The sequence below is a fragment of the Gilliamella sp. B3023 genome (genome assembly GCF_026536845.1).
GTDB lineage: Bacteria > Pseudomonadota > Gammaproteobacteria > Enterobacterales > Orbaceae > Gilliamella > Gilliamella apicola_E.
This window is the reverse complement of the sequence record NZ_JAFNNH010000003.1, coordinates 38,145-58,696: the sequence shown is the minus strand read 5'-3', so window position 1 is coordinate 58,696 and position 20,552 is coordinate 38,145. Positions and strand designations below refer to the sequence as shown.

The following is a 20,552-nucleotide window of genomic DNA, read 5'->3' as shown; positions in this document are numbered from 1 at the left end:
TTACTTTTTCAATGCCGCTTTTTTTCTTCTAATTTCTTTTGGGTCATTGATTAAAGCTCGATATATTTCTATACGATCGCCGTCTTTTACTTGTTCATTCAGTTCACAACGTTTTCCATAAATTCCAACAAGATGTTCATCTAATCGAATTTTACATATTGATAAGATATTGGATTTTGTAATGGCTTGCAAGACATTAGTTTGCTCATCAACTGCGCAATCAATAATCGTAGGTTGATTAGGTAGCGCATAGACAACTTGAATATTTATCATATTAATATATCTGCCTTGCTCTTTGAGAAAATGCATTAACCATGTTGGTCATCACCTCCTTAAATATTGGCGTAAAAACAGCACTCATTAATTTATTATTAAACTCAAAGTTTAAATTTAAGCTGATTTTACTTTTTTGCTCATCAATTTTAGTAAATTCCCATCGCCCCTTTAAATGTTTAAATGGACCATCTATCAATGCCATATCAATTGAATTAGGCTCATTAATCTGATTTATGGTGGTAAAAGATTTTTTAAATCCCAATTTTTCAACCTCAATAAATGCAGTTAAAAGGTTATCTTGTTTGCTAATAATCCCAGTTGCGATACAATCAGGAACAAACTCAGGGTATCTAGCTATATCATTTACCAACGCAAACATTTGTTGGATTGAATAAGGCTCGATCACTTCATGAAAAACATGTGCCATAATATTAAAAAATTAAAAGTTAAAATTAGTGGCATATAGTATCATGTAACTCTATAATAACGCACATTATGACTAAGAAAAAATCACATAAGCCCGGTTCGGCTACCATTGCATTAAATAAACGTGCGCGTCATGAGTACTTTATTGAAGAGGAAATTGAAGCAGGTTTATCCCTACAAGGTTGGGAAGTTAAATCACTGCGAGCTGGCAAAGCTAATATCAGTGACAGTTATGTGTTGCTTAAAAATGGCGAAGCATGGCTATTTGGTGCAACTATAACTCCATTGAGTGTTGCTTCTACACACGTAGTGTGTGACCCTATACGCACACGAAAATTACTACTAAATGAACGAGAATTGAACTCGCTTTTTGGACAAATAAATCGTCAAGGTTACACTGTTGTTGCACTTTCATTGTATTGGAAAAATGCATGGGCAAAAGTAAAAATTGGCGTTGCAAAAGGTAAAAAAGAATACGACAAACGTACTGATATTAAAGAACGCCAATGGCAAGTTGACAAAGCACGCATAATGAAAAATGCGAATCGCTAATCATAACGTTTAAATTAACGATGGCGTATAATTTGTGGCTCAATAAAAAATTCTAGATGTTTTAATTCTTTAAAATTTAGCAAATCATCAACCACATCTACACAAGTTAGCGCCATATTTTCGATATCTTGTACAATAGCATCTATCGGATAATACGAATAGCCAAGATAGTTATTGTAATCATAAGAACACAAATACACCTGCTCTGGATCAATTCTAGCTGTAACCAAATAACCTAAGACCTCTTCCAATAAATTACCTGATGGTGTAAAAATAGCTTTTGGCATTCGGCCTAATCTTTCATGAACACCTTTAAGTAATTCAAAACCTTTATTAGGAGAATAATCATCACTCACAATCCATTCTGGTTTTACAGTTAATCCCACACTTTCTAAGCCACGCCTAAAACCCTCAAGTCTTGCACATATCGAAGTTAACTGAATATCACAACCAATAAAATAAAATTCGTCTAAATTCTTTGCATAAGGCTTAATTAAATCACTTACAGACTGTAATGATTCACTTGTAATAAAGGGTAACACGGTATCTTTGAGATAACGGTCAAAAAGTAGTACCGGTGTATTTTGATTAATATCTACATACAATTTATCACTGTCTAATGAGGTTACAACAATCATCGCATCAACTTTTCGCTCTACTAAGTTTTGAGCTACTTTGATTTCAACCTCTTTATTATAGTGACTACAAGTAATTAATAATTGGATATTTTTTTGCCGAAAAGATGATTCAAGATGATGCAAAAACATAGAAAAAAATGAATTTGACATATCGGGGACAATAACACCAATCGTATTGGTGCTGTTAGCTTTCACCAAATATTGACGAATATGGGGTTGATCGCTATATTTCTCCGCGATCGATAAGACTCTTTGCCGAGTTTGTGGAGAAATACGATATTTTTTATCTCGTTTGTTAAATATATGACTGACGGTCGTTGCCGACACGCCAGCCAAACGAGCAATATCATTAATTTTTAGTTTATTACTCGCCATAGATCACCTTAATACTAACGTGGAGTACGTTGTTGTTTATTCGGGAACACTGGATTGTGGTTCACCGATGGACTTTGATACCAATAAGCAACACTCGCAATATCATCACAACGTTCATATAGTCTTATATCATCATTACCGATTTGTTGAAACGCTAATTTGATATTTTTGTGAAATGCAATTGGATCTGGAAGATGCCAACGATATAAACCATGTGAAGGCAAACCATCATCACCAAAACCATGTACTGGATTAGAATCTCCAGTTTGGAAAAAGTCACGTGTTGCATCCCGGTTTGTTTGATATGGATATCCCATAAACATTGTTTGGAAACATTTCGCTTTTGGACGACCTTGGCTATCACGGTTATGGAATGCCCAAGCTCCACCAAAGTAATCTTCTGAACCAGTTGAATGTTGTGTTGGATAATCGCTATCATCATCAAGATAGAATTTAAACTCCCCTTCTCCCCACCAATAACGCTCTAAAGCTGTAAGAGCTAAGTAAGTACCTACATAATAACCATAACCTTGAACGTTATCTAATATGACATAATCTTGTGCATGATTAGTCACACGTTGACGACGCCATTGAGCATGAAAGTAAAGTGGATTTTCAAATGGTTTTGGCATCAACGCATAATTAATAGCAAAGAAGAAATGTTGCAAATCAGCTTCATGTTCATTATGAATTTCAACTCTAGCTTTTTTATTAAATGGCATTCTAAAATAACTATTAAAACCACCTGTTGGATTAACCACTATTGGCATAGAATTAATATCACATCTCGCACCAAAACCATTACAGAAAAAGTCACCAATAGGACTTTCCACTGAAGGAACAGTTTCATCATCCCAATAAATTCGAATCACAACATCACGTAATACAAAGCTTCCACGATGTGTTTTATCAGTTAAAGTAAACCACATATGACGAATTTCCCCTGGGCCGGTAATTTCAGCAATAGTCACTTTTTCACCAGCAGGAATGGATATAAAACCTTGTCCTTTCCTACATGGACCTAAGGCACTAGCTTTCATACACGATTTACCCTTTTCACCAGTCAAATTTTCAGGTGAAATAGTTCTTGTTTGTTCGAAGTGAAACTGTGTTACTGAATCAAATATATTCATTTTGCGTCCTTAATAAGTTTTAACAAATATTATTAATTAAAATATAAATCTTGTTTGCTTAATTACTTTCATTTTCAATTTTGTCTGACTTTCTATCACGACTTAAGAAGGCCATAGCAAATATCATGAAGCCTAAAACAACTAAGCCTAAATAATTAAACGTAGTCGCAGCACCTTCAGTGTCATAAAAATTACCGACAAAGGTAGAAAATAATATTACGCCTACTGAACCGGCTACTTGATAACCGATCAAAAACACTGTAGCTGACAAGCGTGCATTGAAATTGTTATCAATATATTTAAATACTGAGACTAAAATAGTTGAGATCTCTAAACAGTGCATAAGTTTGATTACGGAAATAATTGCAATACTTTCCACATGGCCAGTTAAAAATATTCGAGTTGCAGATATGAATGCAGCAAAGATTAATGCATTTTTTGCACCAACTTTGTTAACCACGAATGGCACACAAAACATAACAGCTGCTTCTAAAAAGACTTGAAATGAATTTAAAATACCATATAAACGATAACCATCATTTACATCGGTAAATTGCTGAGTAAAAAAGACAGGAAATAATTGTTGGTCATAAATGTTGTACAAGCTATAAGTACCAAGTACATAAACAACAAATATCCAAAACTTTTTCAGTCCAAAGACTGAAACAATTTCATTAAAACTTAGTTTATCTTTCTTCTGAAATACTGCTGCCGATGATTTACTTAAATCTGGTTTGAAATTCAGATTGAGTATCATAAAACAGATACCGACCACTGAAGCAGCCCAAAAGTTAAGATGAGGATTGATACTAATTAAAATACCAGCGATAAAGGTACCCACTGCGTAAGCAATACAGCCCCAAGTCCGGCATTGTCCAAATTCAAAATCGAAAGCACGGCTGATTTTTTCACAGTAAGAATCGATCAAGCCCATACCGGCAACCCAACCAAAACCTAAGAAGAAACTGCCAAAGATAACACCAACATAAAAATTATGTCTTAAAAGTGGCTCGTAAACATAGATTAATGCAGGTGCAGCACATGTTATGATGACACTTTGAAACCAAATTAGATGTTTTTTTAAGACTAATTTATCTTGATAAACACCATAAATAATCATGATAATTAACGAAATAAAATAGTTAAAAGAATAGATAATACCCGTCTGTTTTGCTGTTAAACCAATCTCTTTACTAAGCCATATTGCATAAAAAGAAAAAACAAAACTACCCGCCGCGTAATACATAATGCTATAAAACGAAGCAAACCAATAAGTTGGTTTTTTATAAAATGCACTTGTCATAATTTATCCTATAAAGAGTTAAGCACTGTTTTGAGTATGAATAGCTAAAAATTTAGCTTTAACGGCTTTATTAGATAAATGTGATCTACATCAAAATTATTTTAATAGGTAATGATGATGTTCAATAAGAAATGACATTAAAGATTAAAAACAAATAAAAAACAGAAAAATATTATCCCTACCACAATCAAACAAACAATTCCTTATCTGAATGAATTTTTTCACTACTATCAATATGCCGTTTGAATGAAATAGAAGTTACTTATTCACTTATTACCTTAATTAAAAGTTTCAATATTAAATTAAGATAACTAAATGAATATATTATTAAATAATTTATAAAAAGAGGTTTTTTTATGCCTAAAAAAAATAGTCGTATTCGATTCCATATAGCCATACTGATGTTATTTGCTATTGTAATTAATTATTTGGATAGAACAGTAATGTCCGCTGCTGCTCCAATTATTGCTACTGATTTAAATATTTCTCCTGAAGCAATGGGCTGGATAATGTCAGCGTTTTTCTTAAGTTATGCTCTTTGTCAAATTCCTGCTGGCTTTATTGCTGATCGTTTTGGTCAAAGGAAAACACTCGCAGGTTCAGTGACTTGGTGGTCGTTAGCAACGGGTGCAACAGCACTAGCAACCTCCCCTATCGGTTTCATCTTTGCTCGTGTATTTATGGGAATTGGTGAAGCTGCTGCATATCCTTGTAACGGAGGCATTACCGCGAAATGGTTTCCCGATAGAGAACGAGGTCGTGTAACAGCTTTATTTGATAGTGGCTCTCGATTTGGTACAGCATTTACTATGCCACTTGTGGTTTGGATTATAGCTTCATTAGGATGGCATGCAGCATTTTTCATTTGTGGTGCATTAGGTCTTGTTTGGGTTATTTGGTGGTTATGTGTTTATCAAGATCCTGAACAACATCCTAGTATAAGTCCTACAGAATTGAAATATATCCGTGACGGCCAAATAAAAAAAGAAGGAATCGATAAAGTACAACCAATGAAATGGTATCAATTACTAAAATACCGTAATGTGATAGCGATGTGTATAGGCTTTTTCATGCTTAACTATGCTGTTTATTTTTTCATTACTTGGTTTCCAACTTATTTAATGAAAGAACGCGGTTTAAGTTTAACCGAAATGGGATTTTTAGCTATGCTACCACCATTATGCGGCATAATTGGTCAATGGATTGGTGGATGGTTAACTGATTTCATCTACATCAAAACCAATAATATTAATCTAGCTAGAAAAATAAATTTAGTCGGTGGAATGTTAATTGCGACTTCCATTTCGCTTGCTGGGTTAGTTGATTCAATTACTGTAATGATGATGCTACTTTGTATTTCATATATTGGGCTTGCTTTTTCTGGCTCAGCCATTTGGTGTCTTCCTGGCGATATTGCTCCACGAAATATGACGTCTGTCTTAGGCGGCATCCAAAATACTGTCTCAAATTGTGGTGGTATTTTAGGTCCAATCGTAACGGGATATATTATTGGTGCAACAGGTTCATTTATGTATGCCCTAGTCGTTTCTGGTTGTGCTTGTGCTATTGGTGCACTTGTATACTTACTTGTATTAAAAGATATCAAACCTATTACAGCGAATCCATCTATTTAATAACTATAAATTTCGTTAGAAAATTCTATCAAAAACTTTGATAGAATTTTCAACAAGTTAGTTTGTTATAATTAAATTACTGAGAAACGTAAGATGAGTAGAAGTCAAACATTAAGACAAAATACTATTAATCAATTTATTGATTGCATCAACAATAATATATTATCTTTTCCTTTACCTTCTATTTCAATTCTAGCAGAAGCTTTCAATGTTAGTCGAACAACCATTCGCGCAGTATTAAACTATTTATGTCAAATAGGCATTTTACTGTTTGATAATAATCAATACCATTTAGCACGTGAACCAACGCAAAAGGATAAAATTGCCTGTATTTTCGAAAAAAGATCTATACAAGATAAAAAAGTTGAAACTTATTTTTACCACTTAATTAATAGCAAAAAATTATTACCAGGTGATCATTTTAATGAAATTCAACTCGCAAAAGAAATTAACGTTAGTCCCATTGTGGTTCGTGAGTTTCTACTACGTTTTTTACATTATGGACTTATTGATAATGTTAAAAAAGGAGAATGGGAGTTAGCTACATTCGATAAAAACTATGCCGAAAAACTATATGAATTTAGAAGTGTTTTAGAAATTTTTGCACTAAAAGCATTTATGGCCCAATCTGACAATCATATTAATTGGATAAAAGCACGAGAGTTACTACAACGGCACAAAATTCTTCAACAAAATATACAAGATGAATATAAACTTTTTTCAACACTTGACCGTGATTTCCATGAACTCATTTTATCGTGTAAAGAAAATCGTTTTTTTTTACAATCATTTGATTTAATTTCCGTTATATTTCATTTCCATTACCAGTGGGACAGTAGTGATCTTAAAGAAAGAAACAGTATTGCTGTATCAGAACATATTGCAATATTAACTGCAATTCTACAAAAAAACGAACCACTCGCCATTGCAGCGTTGTGTCGTCATTTAAATACAGCTAAAAGGTCAATGCAAGAGTCAATTGGACGCGCATTAGAAATAAAAAACAGATAAAAAACAAAAAAATTATATATTCAACACGAAACTACAAAAAAAAAACATACTACTTTTTATCTTCTTCTATAGTTCTCTTTACTTACTACCAATAATTAAAGAGAACAATCATATGACAAAACAATTAAATAGATCCAACTTTCCTGGTCCAATTTACCCTGAAAAAATACTTCAATTTGGTGAAGGAAATTTTTTAAGAGCATTTATAGATTGGATTATTGATAATCTAAATGAAAAAACAAATTTCAATAGTGGTGTTACTATTGTTAGACCTATTGATACACATCAACCATCTATCAATGAACAAGATGGGCTTTACACGACTATTATTCGGGGGCTGAATGAACAAGGTTGCACAATTGCTACACCGCGAATTATTTATTCGGTTAATCGAGAAATACTAATATATCAAGACTATCAATCCTATTTAGCTTGTGCTGAAAATCCTGAGTTGGAATTTATTTTTTCAAATACTACTGAAGCAGGTATTGCATTTAGTGATAAAGATAAAGCTACAGATCTACCTCCAGCAACTTTTCCTGCAAAATTAACCTGTTTTTTACACCATCGTTTTAAATTTTTTAAAGGCCAAAAAGATAAAGGCTTGATTATCATTCCATGTGAACTTATTGATTATAATGGAGAAAAACTAAAAGAATTGGTTCTGGAATATGCTAAATTATGGCAATTAGATCATGATTTTACAATATGGATCAATGAGTGTAATACCTTTTGCTCAACTTTAGTTGACCGTATTGTGACAGGCTATCCAAAAGATGAAGCAATACAACTTGAACAACAACTTGGTTATCAAGATCGTTTTTTAGATACAGCTGAGTATTTTTATCTGTTTGTTATTCAAGGTCCACAATGGTTAAAACAGAAATTAAAATTAGATCAAGTCGACCTAAATATTTTAGTTGTTGATGATATTAAACCTTATAAAGAAAGAAAAGTAGGTATTTTAAATGGTGCTCATACTGCGATGGTGCCTGTTGCTTACCTTGCTGGGTTGAAAACCGTTGGCGAAAGCATGGATGATCCGCAGATTGAAACATTCGTTAAAAATTTAATTAATCAAGAGGTGATTCCAACTTTATCTTTAGACAAAGAACAATTAGTACAATTTGCCGATGAGGTTTTAAAACGCTTTAGAAATCCATTCATTAAACACGAGTTAATGTCAATTTCATTAAATTCATTAACAAAATTTAAAACTCGACTACTGCCACAATTACTAACATATAGTCAACGATTTAACAAACCACCAAAGTATATTTCGTTTTCCTTAGCTGCTCTTATTGCTTTTTATCGTGGCCAATACCAAGGTCAAGCTATTTCATTAACTGATGATGCTCATTTACTAGAGAAGTTTAAAGAGTGGCAACCACTTTATCAAAACGACGTAAAAACACTCGTCTCTAACGTATTAAAAATGACTGATCATTGGGGACAAGATCTCAATAATGTTACCGGATTAACTGATTTAGTGACTAAAAATCTGGAAAACATTTTAGCTCAAGATATTAAAAATTATATTCCAAACAACTAAACAGCAGGAGTCAAACATATGACTAAAATGAAATATATTGTTATTCCAGAACCAGGAAAAGTTGAAGTCAAAGAAATGGAAAAACCAACCTTACAAAAAGGTGAAGCAATCCTAAAAGTATTATATGGTGGTATTTGCGGTTCTGACATGGGAACGTATAAAGGAACTTTTCTTTATGCAAGCTATCCACGAATCCCTGGTCATGAATTTTCAGCCGAAGTGGTTGAAATAGATGAAAATGATTACGGTATCAAAAAAGGAATGATTGTTACCGCCAATCCTTATTTTAACTGTGGTAAATGTTATTCTTGTCGACGCGGTTTTGTTAACTGCTGTACTGGCAATCAAACTCTTGGCGCACAACGTGATGGTATTTTCAGAGAATATTATAGTATGCCAATTGAACGTATTTATGATGGTAAAGGATTAGATGCATTAACGCTATCAATGATTGAACCATTTTGTATTAGCTATCATTCAATTCAACGAACGTCAGTAAAAAAAGGCGATAAAGTATTAGTCGTTGGTGCCGGACCTATTGGTTTATTTGCTGTCATGGCTGCAGTATTAAAAGAGGCTGACGTATATGTAAGTGACGTCATGCAATCAAGATTAGATAAAGCATTATCATTAGGTGCAAAAGGTGTTATCAGAACAGATAAAGAGAATTTTGAAGAAAGAGTAAAAGAGATTACCCAAGGTGATGGTTTTGATGTTTGTATCGAATGCGTTGGATTACCACAAACTTTCCAAAATTGTATTGATGCAGCAGCTTACCGTGGTCGTGTAGGTCTAGTTGGAGTAAGTAAACAAAAATTAGATTTTGCTTTTACACAAATTCAAACTAAAGAGTTAGATATTTTTGGTTCACGTAATGCACTAAAAAAAGACTTTATCGAATTGATTGATTTAGTTAGTTCTGGAAAATGTGATGTTAAAAAAATCATTACCGACATATACGAATTGAATAATGCCGAAAATGCTTTTAAAGAAATGCGAGATGATCCAAGTAATCGACTTAAATCAGTAATAAAGATAGGTTAACTAAATAATTATCTCTCAATTATTCCGCTACTAACAAGTAGCGGAAAGTGTATTTTTAGGAAAGAGTTCATGAAAAAAATAATTAAAATCAATGGTAACGATAATGTTATTATTGCATTAGAAACATTATACCCAGGCGATAAAATAAATAGTGAGCTATTAAAAGATAATCAACAAATTACTGTTTTACAAGAAATTCCTTCAGGTCATAAAATAGCGATTAAACCGATTTTACAAGGTGAAAACATCATTAAATATGGTTTTCCCATTGGTCATGCATCGCAAGCTATTCAAGTTGGTGAACACGTACATACTCATAATGTTAAAACCAATCTTGGTGAGCTTGATGAGTATCAATATGAACCTGTTGCTAGTCATATTTCATCATCACTACCGGATAGAGATGTGAATCTTTATCGCCGAAAAAATGGTGATGTTGGTATTCGTAATGAACTTTGGATTATCCCAACCGTTAGTTGCGTTAATGGTATCGCGGAACAAATTCGTAAACGATTTTTATCAGAAATAGCGAAAGACATTGAGTTAGATCACGCTTTTTTTGATGGTGTCCATCTACTTTCACATCCCTATGGTTGTTCGCAATTAGGAGCAGATCATCAAACAACTAAAACTATATTACAAGATATGGTCAAACATCCTAATGCTGGTGGAGTATTAGTTATTGGTTTAGGATGTGAAAATAATCAACTCTCAGCATTTAAAGAAAGCCTTGGTGAATATGATCATGAGCGAGTCCGTTTTATGATTTCACAAGAAGTGGAAGATGAGATTCAACAAGGTGTGAAGTATTTACTCGAAATATATCAAGTAATGAAATTAGATCGTCGCCAAACAGGTAAGCTTAGTGAACTTAAATTTGGACTTGAGTGTGGGGGATCCGATGGATTATCTGGCATCACAGCAAACCCATTATTAGGCAAGTTTTCTGATTATGTAATTGCCAATGGCGGAACTAGCGTTTTAACCGAAGTTCCCGAAATGTTTGGAGCAGAAACAATCCTAATGTCTCATTGTATTAATTCACAAATTTTTGAAAAAACAGTAAATATGGTTAACAATTTTAAAAGATATTTTATGACATATAATCAACCTATTTACGAAAATCCTTCTCCAGGTAATAAAGCAGGAGGAATTACAACACTTGAAGACAAATCATTGGGCTGCACCCAAAAAGCAGGTAATAGTAATGTTATTGATGTATTAGAATATGGTGAAAGACTCCAAAAATCAGGTTTAAATTTATTATCAGCTCCGGGGAATGACGCAGTTGCTACAGGTGCATTAGCTGCTGCTGGTTGTCAAATGGTGTTATTTTCAACCGGAAGAGGCACTCCATATGGTGGCGTTGTACCAACTGTAAAAATTTCAACTAACTCAACACTTGCCCAAAAAAAGAAACACTGGATCGATTTTGATGCGGGGCAATTAGTTAATGGAACACCGATGGAGAAACTTTTAGAGCAATTTATTAATTTAATTGTGCAGCTTGCAAACGGTAAACAAACCTGTAATGAAATAAATGAATTTCGTGACCTATCAATATTTAAAAATGGAGTAACTGAATAATTTTTCTTGAAAAGTCCAAATTTGGAAAAATAAAATAATCATAAAATATAACAACATTTTGATAAAAATAATTTTTTCTTATCAAAGTAATGTATAAAATAAGGTCATATTGAATTAATATTCATCAATAAAAAATAACCGCTACTTAGCGGTTATTTTCAAACACATTATTCAGTTTTAAGTCCAAATAATTGACCATTTTGTTTAACAAAAGATTGTGTTACATGCACGTCATTACTATTTTTAGTACAAAGTGGATCACTTAGTACATTATCAATAATCACATTATTAAACAAAATACTATTCGCATTCTCAATAAAGAACCCTTTACCAGCCTCCGGTTTGACATCTTTAAACATATCAACCTCGCCTGCTTGGGCATTTTGTTGCATTGAAACACGGATATTATCAAAAGAGATATTAGAAATAGGAGATTCTGGAATACCATATAAAAAGCCGGCATAAGCACGAACATTTTTAGCAATAATGTTCGAAAAGCTAATATTGTGGCATGCTGGTGTAAACTCATTAACGGGTAGAGCATCTTTATTCCAAACAATTGGATCATTTCCTTTTGGACCACAATAATAATAGTAGTTCATAACAAATGCCGATAAAACTTCATCCATTACAATATTACTAAATGTGATATCAGAAATAGTTCCTCCTCGACCTCGACGAGTTTTGAATCTTACACCTCGATCGGTTTTTTGGAATACACAATTTGTAATAGTTACATTACGGATGCAACCACTCATCTCACTACCAAGAACCACCGCACCATGACCATGAATCATATTACAATTAGTAATTAAAATATTCTCACATGGACTTTTTTCGGCTGTTTCTTCAGTGCCTGCTTTTATTGCAATACAATCATCGCCAACATCAATATAACAATTTGAAATTCTCACATTACGACATGATTCAGGGTTAATACCATCGGTATTCGGAGAATCAGCTGGATTAAGAATTGAAATATTATCGACAACGACATTATTTGATTCCATCGGATGAACAGTCCAGCTAGGTGATTGAGTTAGAAAAACTTTTTCAATCGTAACTCGTTCACAAAAATCAAAACCAATTAAATAAGGTCTTGGATATTTAAGATTGCTTCGATCATGACGGAATGTATGCCACCATTTTTGACCATTACCATCAATTTTACCATTTCCAGTTATAACCACATTTTCAATATGTTGGCCATATATACAAGGCATATACACATCCTGCTTAACCCCTTCCCAACGAGAATTAACAACAGGATAATCTTTAGCATCATCAGAAAATAATAAAGTCGCCCCTTGCTCAATAACAAGCGTTATGTTGCTACAAAGCTTAATTGCCCCAGTAAAATAGGTACCAACAGGAACAATTAACGTTCCACCACCTAGTTGATCAATATGTTGAATTGCTTTTTCAAAAGCTTGAGTATTTATTGATTTTCCGTCACCAATAGCGCCAAAATCTGTTACAGATACAGTCGTCATGAGTTTATCCTTTATATTATTACAAACCTTTTAATTTACTTTAATGTTTGCAGCTTTAGGTTACAGGATCAGCATACTGATCCTGATAAATATTTTTCTTTAATTAGTTGTGGTCTCTTTTTGCTTAAATCCAATGTTATTATTACCAAAACATTTTTCGTAAGCGATGCCAGATAATTCCTCAACCACTTTTCGTGTTTCAGGCGTAACATCTTCCATTTTGCCACCTTGTCGAATGCGGGCAACTTCATTGATAATAATAGAATGGGTAGAGTGATCGAGCTTCATTCTCCAAGCAAAAAATGCCCCAATTAATGCCATTCCTACAACGCCGTATAAAATAATACCATTAATAGCATCAATTGCGCTTTGTGGCTGTATATGTGATTTCGATTCAAAGCCATAAGCACTTAATATCATACCAAGCACAAAAACAATTGAAGCGCGAACTAGTTTACCTGCCATGGTCATAGCTCCTGCATATACCCCTTCACGACGTCGATTAGTTACAACCTCATCTACATCAGCTAAGAATACATATACACTCCAAGGAATATAGTAAACACCACCAGTACCCAAACCAAACCAAATTGTAATACCCACTACAATCCAAGTGATATGAGGCAGATTAAAGTAATAAATACCGACATAACCAATCATCGATGAAATAACGATGAGTAATGCGATAATAAATGGTTTTTTGAAGCCCTTCTTAGCACAATACATCATAAAAAATGCGGTTGAAATCAACTGACAAATACTACTTAATGAATTCATTGAAGCAACAAATGAACGAGGTTCACCTAAACTAAATACGATGAAATAGGTAAATACCGCTGTAAATAACCATTCAGCACCAAATCCAAATAGATACATTCCTAAATGCGTTCTAAAAGTTTTAACACGGAATGTTGACAAGATATCGATAAAAAGCTTTTTAATTGCCTCAAAAAAGCTATGTACAGATTCATCTTTTACTTCTTCTTTAGGTTTTTCCCAACTATTACAATAAAGCAAAATCAAAGCTAACATCATGATAGAGGCATATGTGATCCCAGTTAATAAAAATGGGGTTGCTGATTCCTTACTATAGAAATAAAAGAATACGCCTGGTATTGCCGCACCTAAGAAATTAGCTACTTTACCAAACATTGCTTTTGAACCAGTTAAATAAGTACGTTCTGAAAAGTTAGATGTCATTTCTACAGGTAACGTATTAAATGGAATCATGATGCTGGTATAAATAATCTCAAATAAAATATATGTTACTAAGTAATACCAAAATCCCATACCATCAACCCATAACATAGGATAAATGACCATTAACGGAATACCAATCAAAATAAAAAATCGACGTCGCCCAAAGCGTTGCCCTATTTTAGTTTGATAGAAATTATCTGTAATAAAGCCCATCAATGGATTCAGTATGACATCCAAATAAGTAGCGATGGAAAAAATCAACGCAGCTTGCACCACACTTAATCCACAAAAAGTGGTATAAAAATAGAGAAGCCAAGCACCACTAATTGCTAATGCACCACTACCAATTAAATTACCACTGCCATAAGAAAATCTTACTAACCATGTAATTTTATTCTTTTTTTCCTTACTCATAAAAGATACCTATAATATTTAAAAAAAACGATCCCTCGCATCAAGTCCCGAAGGACTTAATGACGTGGATATTTATTCTTGGATTTTTATCTATAGAGTTACGCCACTTTTCAAAATGGCTAAATTTCTAAAGTTGTTAATTTCGTTACGAGTTTTTTTCCCGCTAGCAATAAGAACGATATAGTCAATAAACTCTATCAACAAAGATTGCATAGAAACTCCTTGTATAAGTTTACCGGCATTAAAATCGATCCAATTGGCTTTCTTATCAGCTAATTGTGTATTAGTCGCAATTTTGACTGTTGGCACAATGCCGCCGTATGGAGTGCCTCTTCCTGTGGTGAAAAGCACCATATGACATCCAGCTGCTGATAAAGCTCCAGTAGCTACTGCATCATTACCAGGTGCGCTTAGTAAATTTAATCCATGTCTAGTTAACATTTCACCGTATTTAAGAACATCAATAACTTCACTACCACCCGCTTTTTGCGTACAACCTAAAGATTTTTCCTCTAAAGTTGTAATGCCACCAGCCTTATTCCCAGGAGAAGGGTTTTCATAGATTGGTTGATTATTTGAAATAAAATATTGTTTAAAATCATTGATCATGTGTACAGTCTTGTCGAAAGTCGACTCATCAATACAATGTGACATCAAAATGTTCTCAGCACCAAACATTTCTGGTACTTCAGTAAGAACACTTGTTCCACCATGAGCAATAACATAATCAGAAAACAGACCAAGCATTGGATTAGCTGTAATACCTGAAAAACCATCAGAACCACCACACTCCAATCCAAATTTCAATTCACTTAAATGCCCTACTTCACGTTTATCCTGCTTCATAATGGCATAAAGTTCTCTTAAATGAACCAATGCTGATTCAACTTCATCGGTTTCTTGCTGAGCGATTAAAAATCTAACTCGAGATTCATCATATTCACCTAAACTAGCCTTAAATTCTGAAACCTGATTATTTTCACAACCAAGTCCGATGACCAATACAGCACCAGCATTAGGATGTTTAACTAAATTTTGTAAAATTGTCTTAGTATTTTGATGATCTTGTCCAAGCTGAGAGCAGCCATAAGGATGTTCAAGTACAGTTATACCATCAATTTCTAATTGATTATTTAACTCATCACAAAACTGTTTAACAATTTGTTCTGCTATCCCGTTTATACAAGTTACAGTTGGAATAATCCAGAGTTCATTACGAATACCAACTTCACCATTTTTACGTCGATAAATTTGTACTTCCTTATCGGCAATCTCATGTAACAGATCATTTTTCGATAACGTAGGTTGATATTTGTAATCATTAATATCACTTAAATTGGTTTTTAAATTATGAGAATGAATATGCTCTCCAGCTTTAATTAAGCGAGTAGCATGACCAATTGGTAAGCCATATTTAATAATATTTTCATCTTGCTCAATATCGATAAGGGCAAATTTATGCCCTTGTTTAATAGGATCTTTTAGATCAATTATCTGTCCATCAACGACGATATTTTCTTCATGTGCTTCTAAATCAGATAATGCCACACCGACATTATCTTTATTGTTTATTTTTATATATTTAACCATTGAATCACTCATGTTATTTGCTACCATTAACACATTTTTCAATTGCTTGACGCATTCCCTCTTCGGTTATGACGGTTAAATATTGTGTTAACGTTTGCGCTAATTGAGGAATAGTTAATAGATCATGCTCCCAATGAGCCGTGTCACCTAAAACAACTTTGATTAAATCCTCTAATGAGCTTTTCCCTTCTGCAATGGCTGCCCAACTATTACTGAAGCGTTCTAACCAGATTGCATCATCTTGTAACGAATAACTTTGTCCATTACGCACACCACGATAAAATGCGATCAATGCAGCAAAAGAGAACACCAAATGTTTAGGCAATGTTCCTTTTTCTTTCTGATAATTAATTAATTGAGGAAGAATACGTGTTTTAAACTTAGTCATACTATTTAAAGCAATTGACATCAACTGATGTTCAATAAATGGATTTTTAAAACGACTAATAACTGATTGAGCAAAATCAACCAATTCTTGATGAGGTAAATCTAAAACAGGGATAATTTCATCAAAAATGGTTTCTTTTATATAAGATAAAATCTGAGCGTCATTCATTGATTCGCCAACAGTATCAATACCTGATAAATAAGCAACAGGAACTAATGCAGTATGAGCGCCATTTAAAATAGCTACTTTACGCTCTTTATACGGTTTAATATCATCAACAATTTTGATGTTCATATTGCATTTATCAAGGCATAATTTTTCAGCTAGCCATTGCGGTCCTTGAATAACAAATAGATAAAAATATTCCGCTGAATCAATAAAGTTATCTTTATAACCTAATTCAGTCTCAAGCTCAGCGATTTGTGCTTTTGGGTATCCTGGAACAATTCTATCTACTAAAGTTGAGCAGAATAAATTATCATTTTCAAGCCAATTGATAAATTGGTCTGACAAGTTCCACTGATTCGCATATTTAAGTACTAATTTTTTAAGTGCATCGCCGTTATAATCAATTAATTCACAAGGAATAATAATCAAACCACTTTCTTTACTGCCGGCAAAGTGAACAAATCTTTCATATAAAAATGCAGTCAATTTTGCTGGATAACTCGTTGCAGGTTTATCTGTTAATTTGTCACTTTCAACATAACTAATGCCAGCTTCGGTAGTATTTGAAAAAATAAACTGAATATTCGGATCTTTAGCTAACTCAAGATATTCATCATATTGAGTATATACATTGATTTCGTTATTAACTGAACGAATCAATCTAAACTCTTTCACTGCTTCATTTTGTTCATTCAAACCACGAACAAGCGTTGTATACAACCCATCTTGAATACTTAATGATGGTGGGAAGTCCGTATTTAACGGACGAACCACAACAATACCAGCATCAAGATCAGTTTTTTCATTAAGAATATCTAACTGCCAATCTAAAAATGCACGTAAAAAATTACCTTCGCCAAACTGAACAACACGTGTCGTATATTTTGCACCCGGAAAATCATTTCTGTTTAATGTTTTCATTACTCTAACTCTTCTTTAATTAATCTAATCACAACGACTTAATGCTTTTTAGCTTAGTTCAATACCAAAATAGTTTTTAGCATTATCAAAACTAATATTTTTAACCATTTGACCTAATAATTGGATATCACGTGGTGCTTCGCCATCTTCAACCCAACGTCCAATCATTCGACATAAAATACGTCTAAAATATTCATGGCGAGTGTAAGATAAGAAACTACGACTATCGGTTAACATACCAACAAAACGGCTTAATAATCCAAGTTGAGCAAGCTGTGTCATTTGACGAATCATGCCGTCTTTTTGATCATTAAACCACCAGCCTGAACCAAATTGCATTTTTCCTTGAATACCTGCTCCTTGGAAGTTACCAATCATCGTACCAAGAATTTCATTATCAGAAGGGTTTAAACAATACAAAATCGTTTTTGGCAATGCATCTTGTTTTGCTTGAGCATCTAATAGACGAGAAAGTGGTTGAGCAATAGGTGAATCATTAATAGAATCGAACCCAACATCAGGCCCCATTAAATTAAACATTCTTGAATTATTATTACGCAATGCACCTATATGATATTGTTGAACCCATTCACGTTTGTTGTATTCAACACCTAAGAAAATAAGTACAGCAGTTTTAAATTGAGCAACTTCTTTAGCGGTTAAAACTTCGCCAGATAAACGTTTAGTTAAAATGGTATCTAACTCTTTTTCAGTAGCTTCTTCATAAACAACTGTATCTAATGCATGGTCAGAAATCTTACAACCATGAGCAGCAAAATGATCCATACGTTTTGATAAAGCCTGACAAAGCGCTTGGAATGATGAAATTTCAACATCGGCTACTGCAGAAAGTTTTTCCATATATGCCGCAAAGAATTCTGAATCAATATTGAATGCTTTATCTGGACGCCAGCTTGGTAAAACTTTAACATCAAATGAACTATCTTCTGCAATAGTTTTATGATGAGCTAAATCATCAATAGGATCATCTGTTGTACCTGCCATCTTAACATTCATTTTTTTCATGATGCTACGAGCTGTAAACTCTGGAGTCGCTAACATCTCATTACAAGTATTCCAAATTTGCTCTGCTGTAGAAGGAGATAATAGAACGTTATCAATACCGAAAGGACGACGAAGCTCTAAATGAGTCCAATGATATAAAGGATTACCAATAGTATGAGGAACAGTTTCTGCCCAAGCCTTGAATTTGTCTAAATCACTAATATCAGTACCAGTACAGAATTTTTCGGCAACACCATTGGTACGCATTGCACGCCATTTATAATGATCACCTTTTAACCAAATATCGTATAAATTCTTGAATTGATAATCTTTAGCAATTTGTTCCGGTGGTAAATGGCAGTGATAATCAAAAATTGGCTGATCAGCAGCAAAATCATGATAAAGCTGACGAGAAAATTCGGTATCTAGTAAAAAGTTTTCAGTTAAAAAACTCATTTTATTCTCCATAAATAGTAGTTAACTATTAAAAGATTACAGGAAAATACATCCTGTAATCTTATTAATTTATTGATTAATTTTGATCTGATGTTGGTTCTTTCAAAATAGTCCAAACCGCTAAGGCAGCTAAAAGATCTAAACAAGATAAAATTACAAATAAAGGACTAAAGCCAACAGTATCAGCAAGTGCACCAACAATAAGTGCAAAAATAGTACTAGCTAGCCATGCAGCCATGCCGGTAAATCCATTCGCTGTTGCCACTTCATTACGGCCAAATACATCAGACGATAAAGTAATTAATGCTCCTGATAATGCTTGGTGAGCAAAACCACCAATACAGAATAAAAAGATAGCAACATAAGGACTTGAAAATAGACCTATCAGACCAGGTGCAATCATAAGCACACCACCAACCGTCACTACCATTTTTCTTGAATTAATTAAGCTTACTTTAAAATGTTTTTGGAAAAATGGTGACATATAACCACCAAGAACACATCCAACATCAGCAAAAAGCATTGGCATCCAAGCAAAAATAGCGATTTGTTTCAAATCAAAACCATAAGCTGTGAACATGAATAATGGAATCCACGCATTAAAGGTACCCCATGCAGGCTCTGCTAAAAATCTTGGTAAAGCAATTCCCCAAAAACGGCGGCTGGTTAAAATTTTACTCGCTGGTAATTTTTCATTATTTGAAGTTTGATGACTTGCTTCTTGACCAGATAAAATATATTTTTTCTCTTCTTCAGAGAGACGTTTCTGTTTTGTAGGATGGCGATAAAGGATTAACCAAAAAATTCCCCAAATAAAACTTAATAAACCACACAATATAAATGCCCATTGCCAGCTATGGAACCAAATTGCCCATGCAACTAATGGTGGTGCGATCATGGCCCCCACTGATGAACCTAAATTAAACCAACCAACCGCGATCGACCTTTCTTTTGCCGGGAACCATTCACTAGTCGCTTTAAGTCCCGCAGGGATCATTGCTGCTTCTGTTGCACCAACAGCACCTCGAGCAAAAGCCAGTCCGATCCAACTACCTGAAAATGCGGTACTAACACAAAATACTGACCACAAAATAGCAAAAACCGCATATCCCGCTCTCGTGCCTAACAAGTCCAAAATATATCCGGCAACTGGTTGCATAATGGTATAACAAGCTGAATAAGAAGCTACCACATATGAATATTGCTGCGTTGTTAATCCCATTACTTCATTAAGAACTGGGGCGGCTACCGCTATCGAATTTCGCGTAAGATAACCAAGAATTGTCCCTACAGTGACTAATGCTATCATATACCATCGTAGGTTTTTTATCGTTTTGTACATCTTTAATTGCTCCTAAATATATAGATATTTTGGCGCATAATAAC

At 33.8% G+C, this 20,552-nt stretch carries 17 protein-coding genes; 6 read left to right on the top strand and 11 right to left on the bottom strand.

The window, feature by feature from the left end; all coding sequences use genetic code 11:
* Together J3U16_RS02620 and J3U16_RS02615 are read right to left on the bottom strand one after the other, a co-directional pair.
* On the bottom strand, nucleotides 1–273 hold the full coding sequence (locus tag J3U16_RS02620) for an RnfH family protein (protein ID WP_065563657.1): 273 nt from the start codon (nucleotides 271–273) through the stop codon (nucleotides 1–3).
* Nucleotide 274: 1 nt separating this feature from the next.
* Complete coding sequence (locus J3U16_RS02615; RefSeq protein WP_065734712.1) at nucleotides 275–703, bottom strand: type II toxin-antitoxin system RatA family toxin; 429 nt, start codon at nucleotides 701–703, stop codon at nucleotides 275–277.
* Between the two features lie 68 nt (nucleotides 704–771).
* Between J3U16_RS02615 and smpB the strand changes: the two genes are divergently transcribed.
* Nucleotides 772–1,254 carry an SsrA-binding protein SmpB gene (gene smpB / locus J3U16_RS02610; protein WP_065563659.1) on the top strand — a complete coding sequence of 161 codons (483 nt, stop codon included), beginning with the start codon at nucleotides 772–774 and terminating at the stop codon, nucleotides 1,252–1,254.
* Between the two features lie 14 nt (nucleotides 1,255–1,268).
* On the opposite strand, the gene J3U16_RS02605 is transcribed toward smpB, so the two are convergent.
* Genes J3U16_RS02605 through J3U16_RS02595 form a run of 3 tightly spaced genes read right to left on the bottom strand, consistent with a single transcriptional unit; the run spans nucleotide 1,269 to nucleotide 4,703 of the window.
* Nucleotides 1,269–2,267, bottom strand: a complete 999-nt coding sequence (locus tag J3U16_RS02605; protein WP_065734713.1) for a LacI family DNA-binding transcriptional regulator — start codon at nucleotides 2,265–2,267, stop codon at nucleotides 1,269–1,271.
* A gap of 14 nt (nucleotides 2,268–2,281) precedes the next feature.
* The gene (locus tag J3U16_RS02600; RefSeq protein WP_065563661.1) at nucleotides 2,282–3,400 is read right to left on the bottom strand and encodes a glycoside hydrolase family 172 protein; all 1,119 of its coding nucleotides are present in this window, start codon (nucleotides 3,398–3,400) and stop codon (nucleotides 2,282–2,284) included.
* A 58-nt stretch (nucleotides 3,401–3,458) separates the two neighbouring features.
* The gene (locus tag J3U16_RS02595; protein ID WP_065563662.1) at nucleotides 3,459–4,703 is read right to left on the bottom strand and encodes an oligosaccharide MFS transporter; all 1,245 of its coding nucleotides are present in this window, start codon (nucleotides 4,701–4,703) and stop codon (nucleotides 3,459–3,461) included.
* 356 nt (nucleotides 4,704–5,059) lie between these two features.
* Here J3U16_RS02595 and J3U16_RS02590 point away from each other — a divergent pair, with 356 nt between their 5' ends.
* The 5 genes from J3U16_RS02590 (at nucleotide 5,060) to J3U16_RS02570 (ending at nucleotide 11,531) form a co-directional block, all read left to right on the top strand.
* Complete coding sequence (locus J3U16_RS02590) at nucleotides 5,060–6,337, top strand: MFS transporter (RefSeq protein ID WP_267342476.1); 1,278 nt, start codon at nucleotides 5,060–5,062, stop codon at nucleotides 6,335–6,337.
* 93 nt (nucleotides 6,338–6,430) lie between these two features.
* Nucleotides 6,431–7,348, top strand: coding sequence for a GntR family transcriptional regulator (locus J3U16_RS02585; protein ID WP_267342473.1), 918 nt, complete (start codon nucleotides 6,431–6,433; stop codon nucleotides 7,346–7,348).
* 112 nt (nucleotides 7,349–7,460) lie between these two features.
* Nucleotides 7,461–8,900, top strand: coding sequence for a tagaturonate reductase (locus J3U16_RS02580; RefSeq protein ID WP_267330435.1), 1,440 nt, complete (start codon nucleotides 7,461–7,463; stop codon nucleotides 8,898–8,900).
* Between the two features lie 27 nt (nucleotides 8,901–8,927).
* Nucleotides 8,928–9,944 (top strand): zinc-binding alcohol dehydrogenase family protein, encoded by a 1,017-nt coding sequence (locus J3U16_RS02575; protein WP_065734742.1) that lies wholly within the window; start codon nucleotides 8,928–8,930, stop codon nucleotides 9,942–9,944.
* A gap of 69 nt (nucleotides 9,945–10,013) precedes the next feature.
* Complete coding sequence (locus J3U16_RS02570; protein ID WP_267342471.1) at nucleotides 10,014–11,531, top strand: UxaA family hydrolase; 1,518 nt, start codon at nucleotides 10,014–10,016, stop codon at nucleotides 11,529–11,531.
* A gap of 167 nt (nucleotides 11,532–11,698) precedes the next feature.
* On the opposite strand, the gene J3U16_RS02565 is transcribed toward J3U16_RS02570, so the two are convergent.
* The 6 genes from J3U16_RS02565 to J3U16_RS02540 form a co-directional block, all read right to left on the bottom strand.
* A complete protein-coding gene (locus tag J3U16_RS02565; protein ID WP_267342470.1) occupies nucleotides 11,699–13,024 on the bottom strand; it encodes a glycoside hydrolase family 28 protein in 1,326 nt (441 codons plus the stop codon).
* A gap of 99 nt (nucleotides 13,025–13,123) precedes the next feature.
* The gene (locus J3U16_RS02560; protein WP_267342469.1) at nucleotides 13,124–14,638 is read right to left on the bottom strand and encodes an MFS transporter; all 1,515 of its coding nucleotides are present in this window, start codon (nucleotides 14,636–14,638) and stop codon (nucleotides 13,124–13,126) included.
* 90 nt (nucleotides 14,639–14,728) lie between these two features.
* Entirely contained in the window at nucleotides 14,729–16,228 is a 1,500-nt protein-coding gene (locus J3U16_RS02555) for a UxaA family hydrolase (RefSeq protein WP_065734743.1), read from the bottom strand.
* A gap of 13 nt (nucleotides 16,229–16,241) precedes the next feature.
* Nucleotides 16,242–17,705 carry a tagaturonate reductase gene (locus J3U16_RS02550; protein WP_267342468.1) on the bottom strand — a complete coding sequence of 488 codons (1,464 nt, stop codon included), beginning with the start codon at nucleotides 17,703–17,705 and terminating at the stop codon, nucleotides 16,242–16,244.
* Nucleotides 17,706–17,753: 48 nt separating this feature from the next.
* Nucleotides 17,754–19,166 carry a glucuronate isomerase gene (gene uxaC, locus J3U16_RS02545; RefSeq protein ID WP_065734722.1) on the bottom strand — a complete coding sequence of 471 codons (1,413 nt, stop codon included), beginning with the start codon at nucleotides 19,164–19,166 and terminating at the stop codon, nucleotides 17,754–17,756.
* 76 nt (nucleotides 19,167–19,242) lie between these two features.
* Complete coding sequence (locus J3U16_RS02540; RefSeq protein ID WP_220225663.1) at nucleotides 19,243–20,508, bottom strand: MFS transporter; 1,266 nt, start codon at nucleotides 20,506–20,508, stop codon at nucleotides 19,243–19,245.
* Nucleotides 20,509–20,552: the final 44 nt, after the last annotated feature.

Bases quoted from the DNA above. Each gene is read 5' to 3' on its own strand.
- J3U16_RS02600 (WP_065563661.1), bottom strand. From the start codon at position 3,400: ATGAATATATTTGATTCAGTAACACAGTTTCACTTCGAACAAACAAGA.
- J3U16_RS02595 (WP_065563662.1), bottom strand. From the start codon at position 4,703: ATGACAAGTGCATTTTATAAAAAACCAACTTATTGGTTTGCTTCGTTT.
- J3U16_RS02605 (WP_065734713.1), bottom strand. From the start codon at position 2,267: ATGGCGAGTAATAAACTAAAAATTAATGATATTGCTCGTTTGGCTGGC.
- uxaC (WP_065734722.1), bottom strand. From the start codon at position 19,166: ATGAGTTTTTTAACTGAAAACTTTTTACTAGATACCGAATTTTCTCGT.
- J3U16_RS02590 (WP_267342476.1), top strand. From the start codon at position 5,060: ATGCCTAAAAAAAATAGTCGTATTCGATTCCATATAGCCATACTGATG.
- J3U16_RS02565 (WP_267342470.1), bottom strand. From the start codon at position 13,024: ATGACGACTGTATCTGTAACAGATTTTGGCGCTATTGGTGACGGAAAA.
- J3U16_RS02555 (WP_065734743.1), bottom strand. From the start codon at position 16,228: ATGGTTAAATATATAAAAATAAACAATAAAGATAATGTCGGTGTGGCA.
- smpB (WP_065563659.1), top strand. From the start codon at position 772: ATGACTAAGAAAAAATCACATAAGCCCGGTTCGGCTACCATTGCATTA.
- J3U16_RS02550 (WP_267342468.1), bottom strand. From the start codon at position 17,705: ATGAAAACATTAAACAGAAATGATTTTCCGGGTGCAAAATATACGACA.
- J3U16_RS02575 (WP_065734742.1), top strand. From the start codon at position 8,928: ATGAAATATATTGTTATTCCAGAACCAGGAAAAGTTGAAGTCAAAGAA.
- J3U16_RS02580 (WP_267330435.1), top strand. From the start codon at position 7,461: ATGACAAAACAATTAAATAGATCCAACTTTCCTGGTCCAATTTACCCT.
- J3U16_RS02540 (WP_220225663.1), bottom strand. From the start codon at position 20,508: ATGTACAAAACGATAAAAAACCTACGATGGTATATGATAGCATTAGTC.
- J3U16_RS02620 (WP_065563657.1), bottom strand. From the start codon at position 273: ATGATAAATATTCAAGTTGTCTATGCGCTACCTAATCAACCTACGATT.
- J3U16_RS02560 (WP_267342469.1), bottom strand. From the start codon at position 14,638: ATGAGTAAGGAAAAAAAGAATAAAATTACATGGTTAGTAAGATTTTCT.
- J3U16_RS02615 (WP_065734712.1), bottom strand. From the start codon at position 703: ATGGCACATGTTTTTCATGAAGTGATCGAGCCTTATTCAATCCAACAA.
- J3U16_RS02585 (WP_267342473.1), top strand. From the start codon at position 6,431: ATGAGTAGAAGTCAAACATTAAGACAAAATACTATTAATCAATTTATT.
- J3U16_RS02570 (WP_267342471.1), top strand. From the start codon at position 10,014: ATGAAAAAAATAATTAAAATCAATGGTAACGATAATGTTATTATTGCA.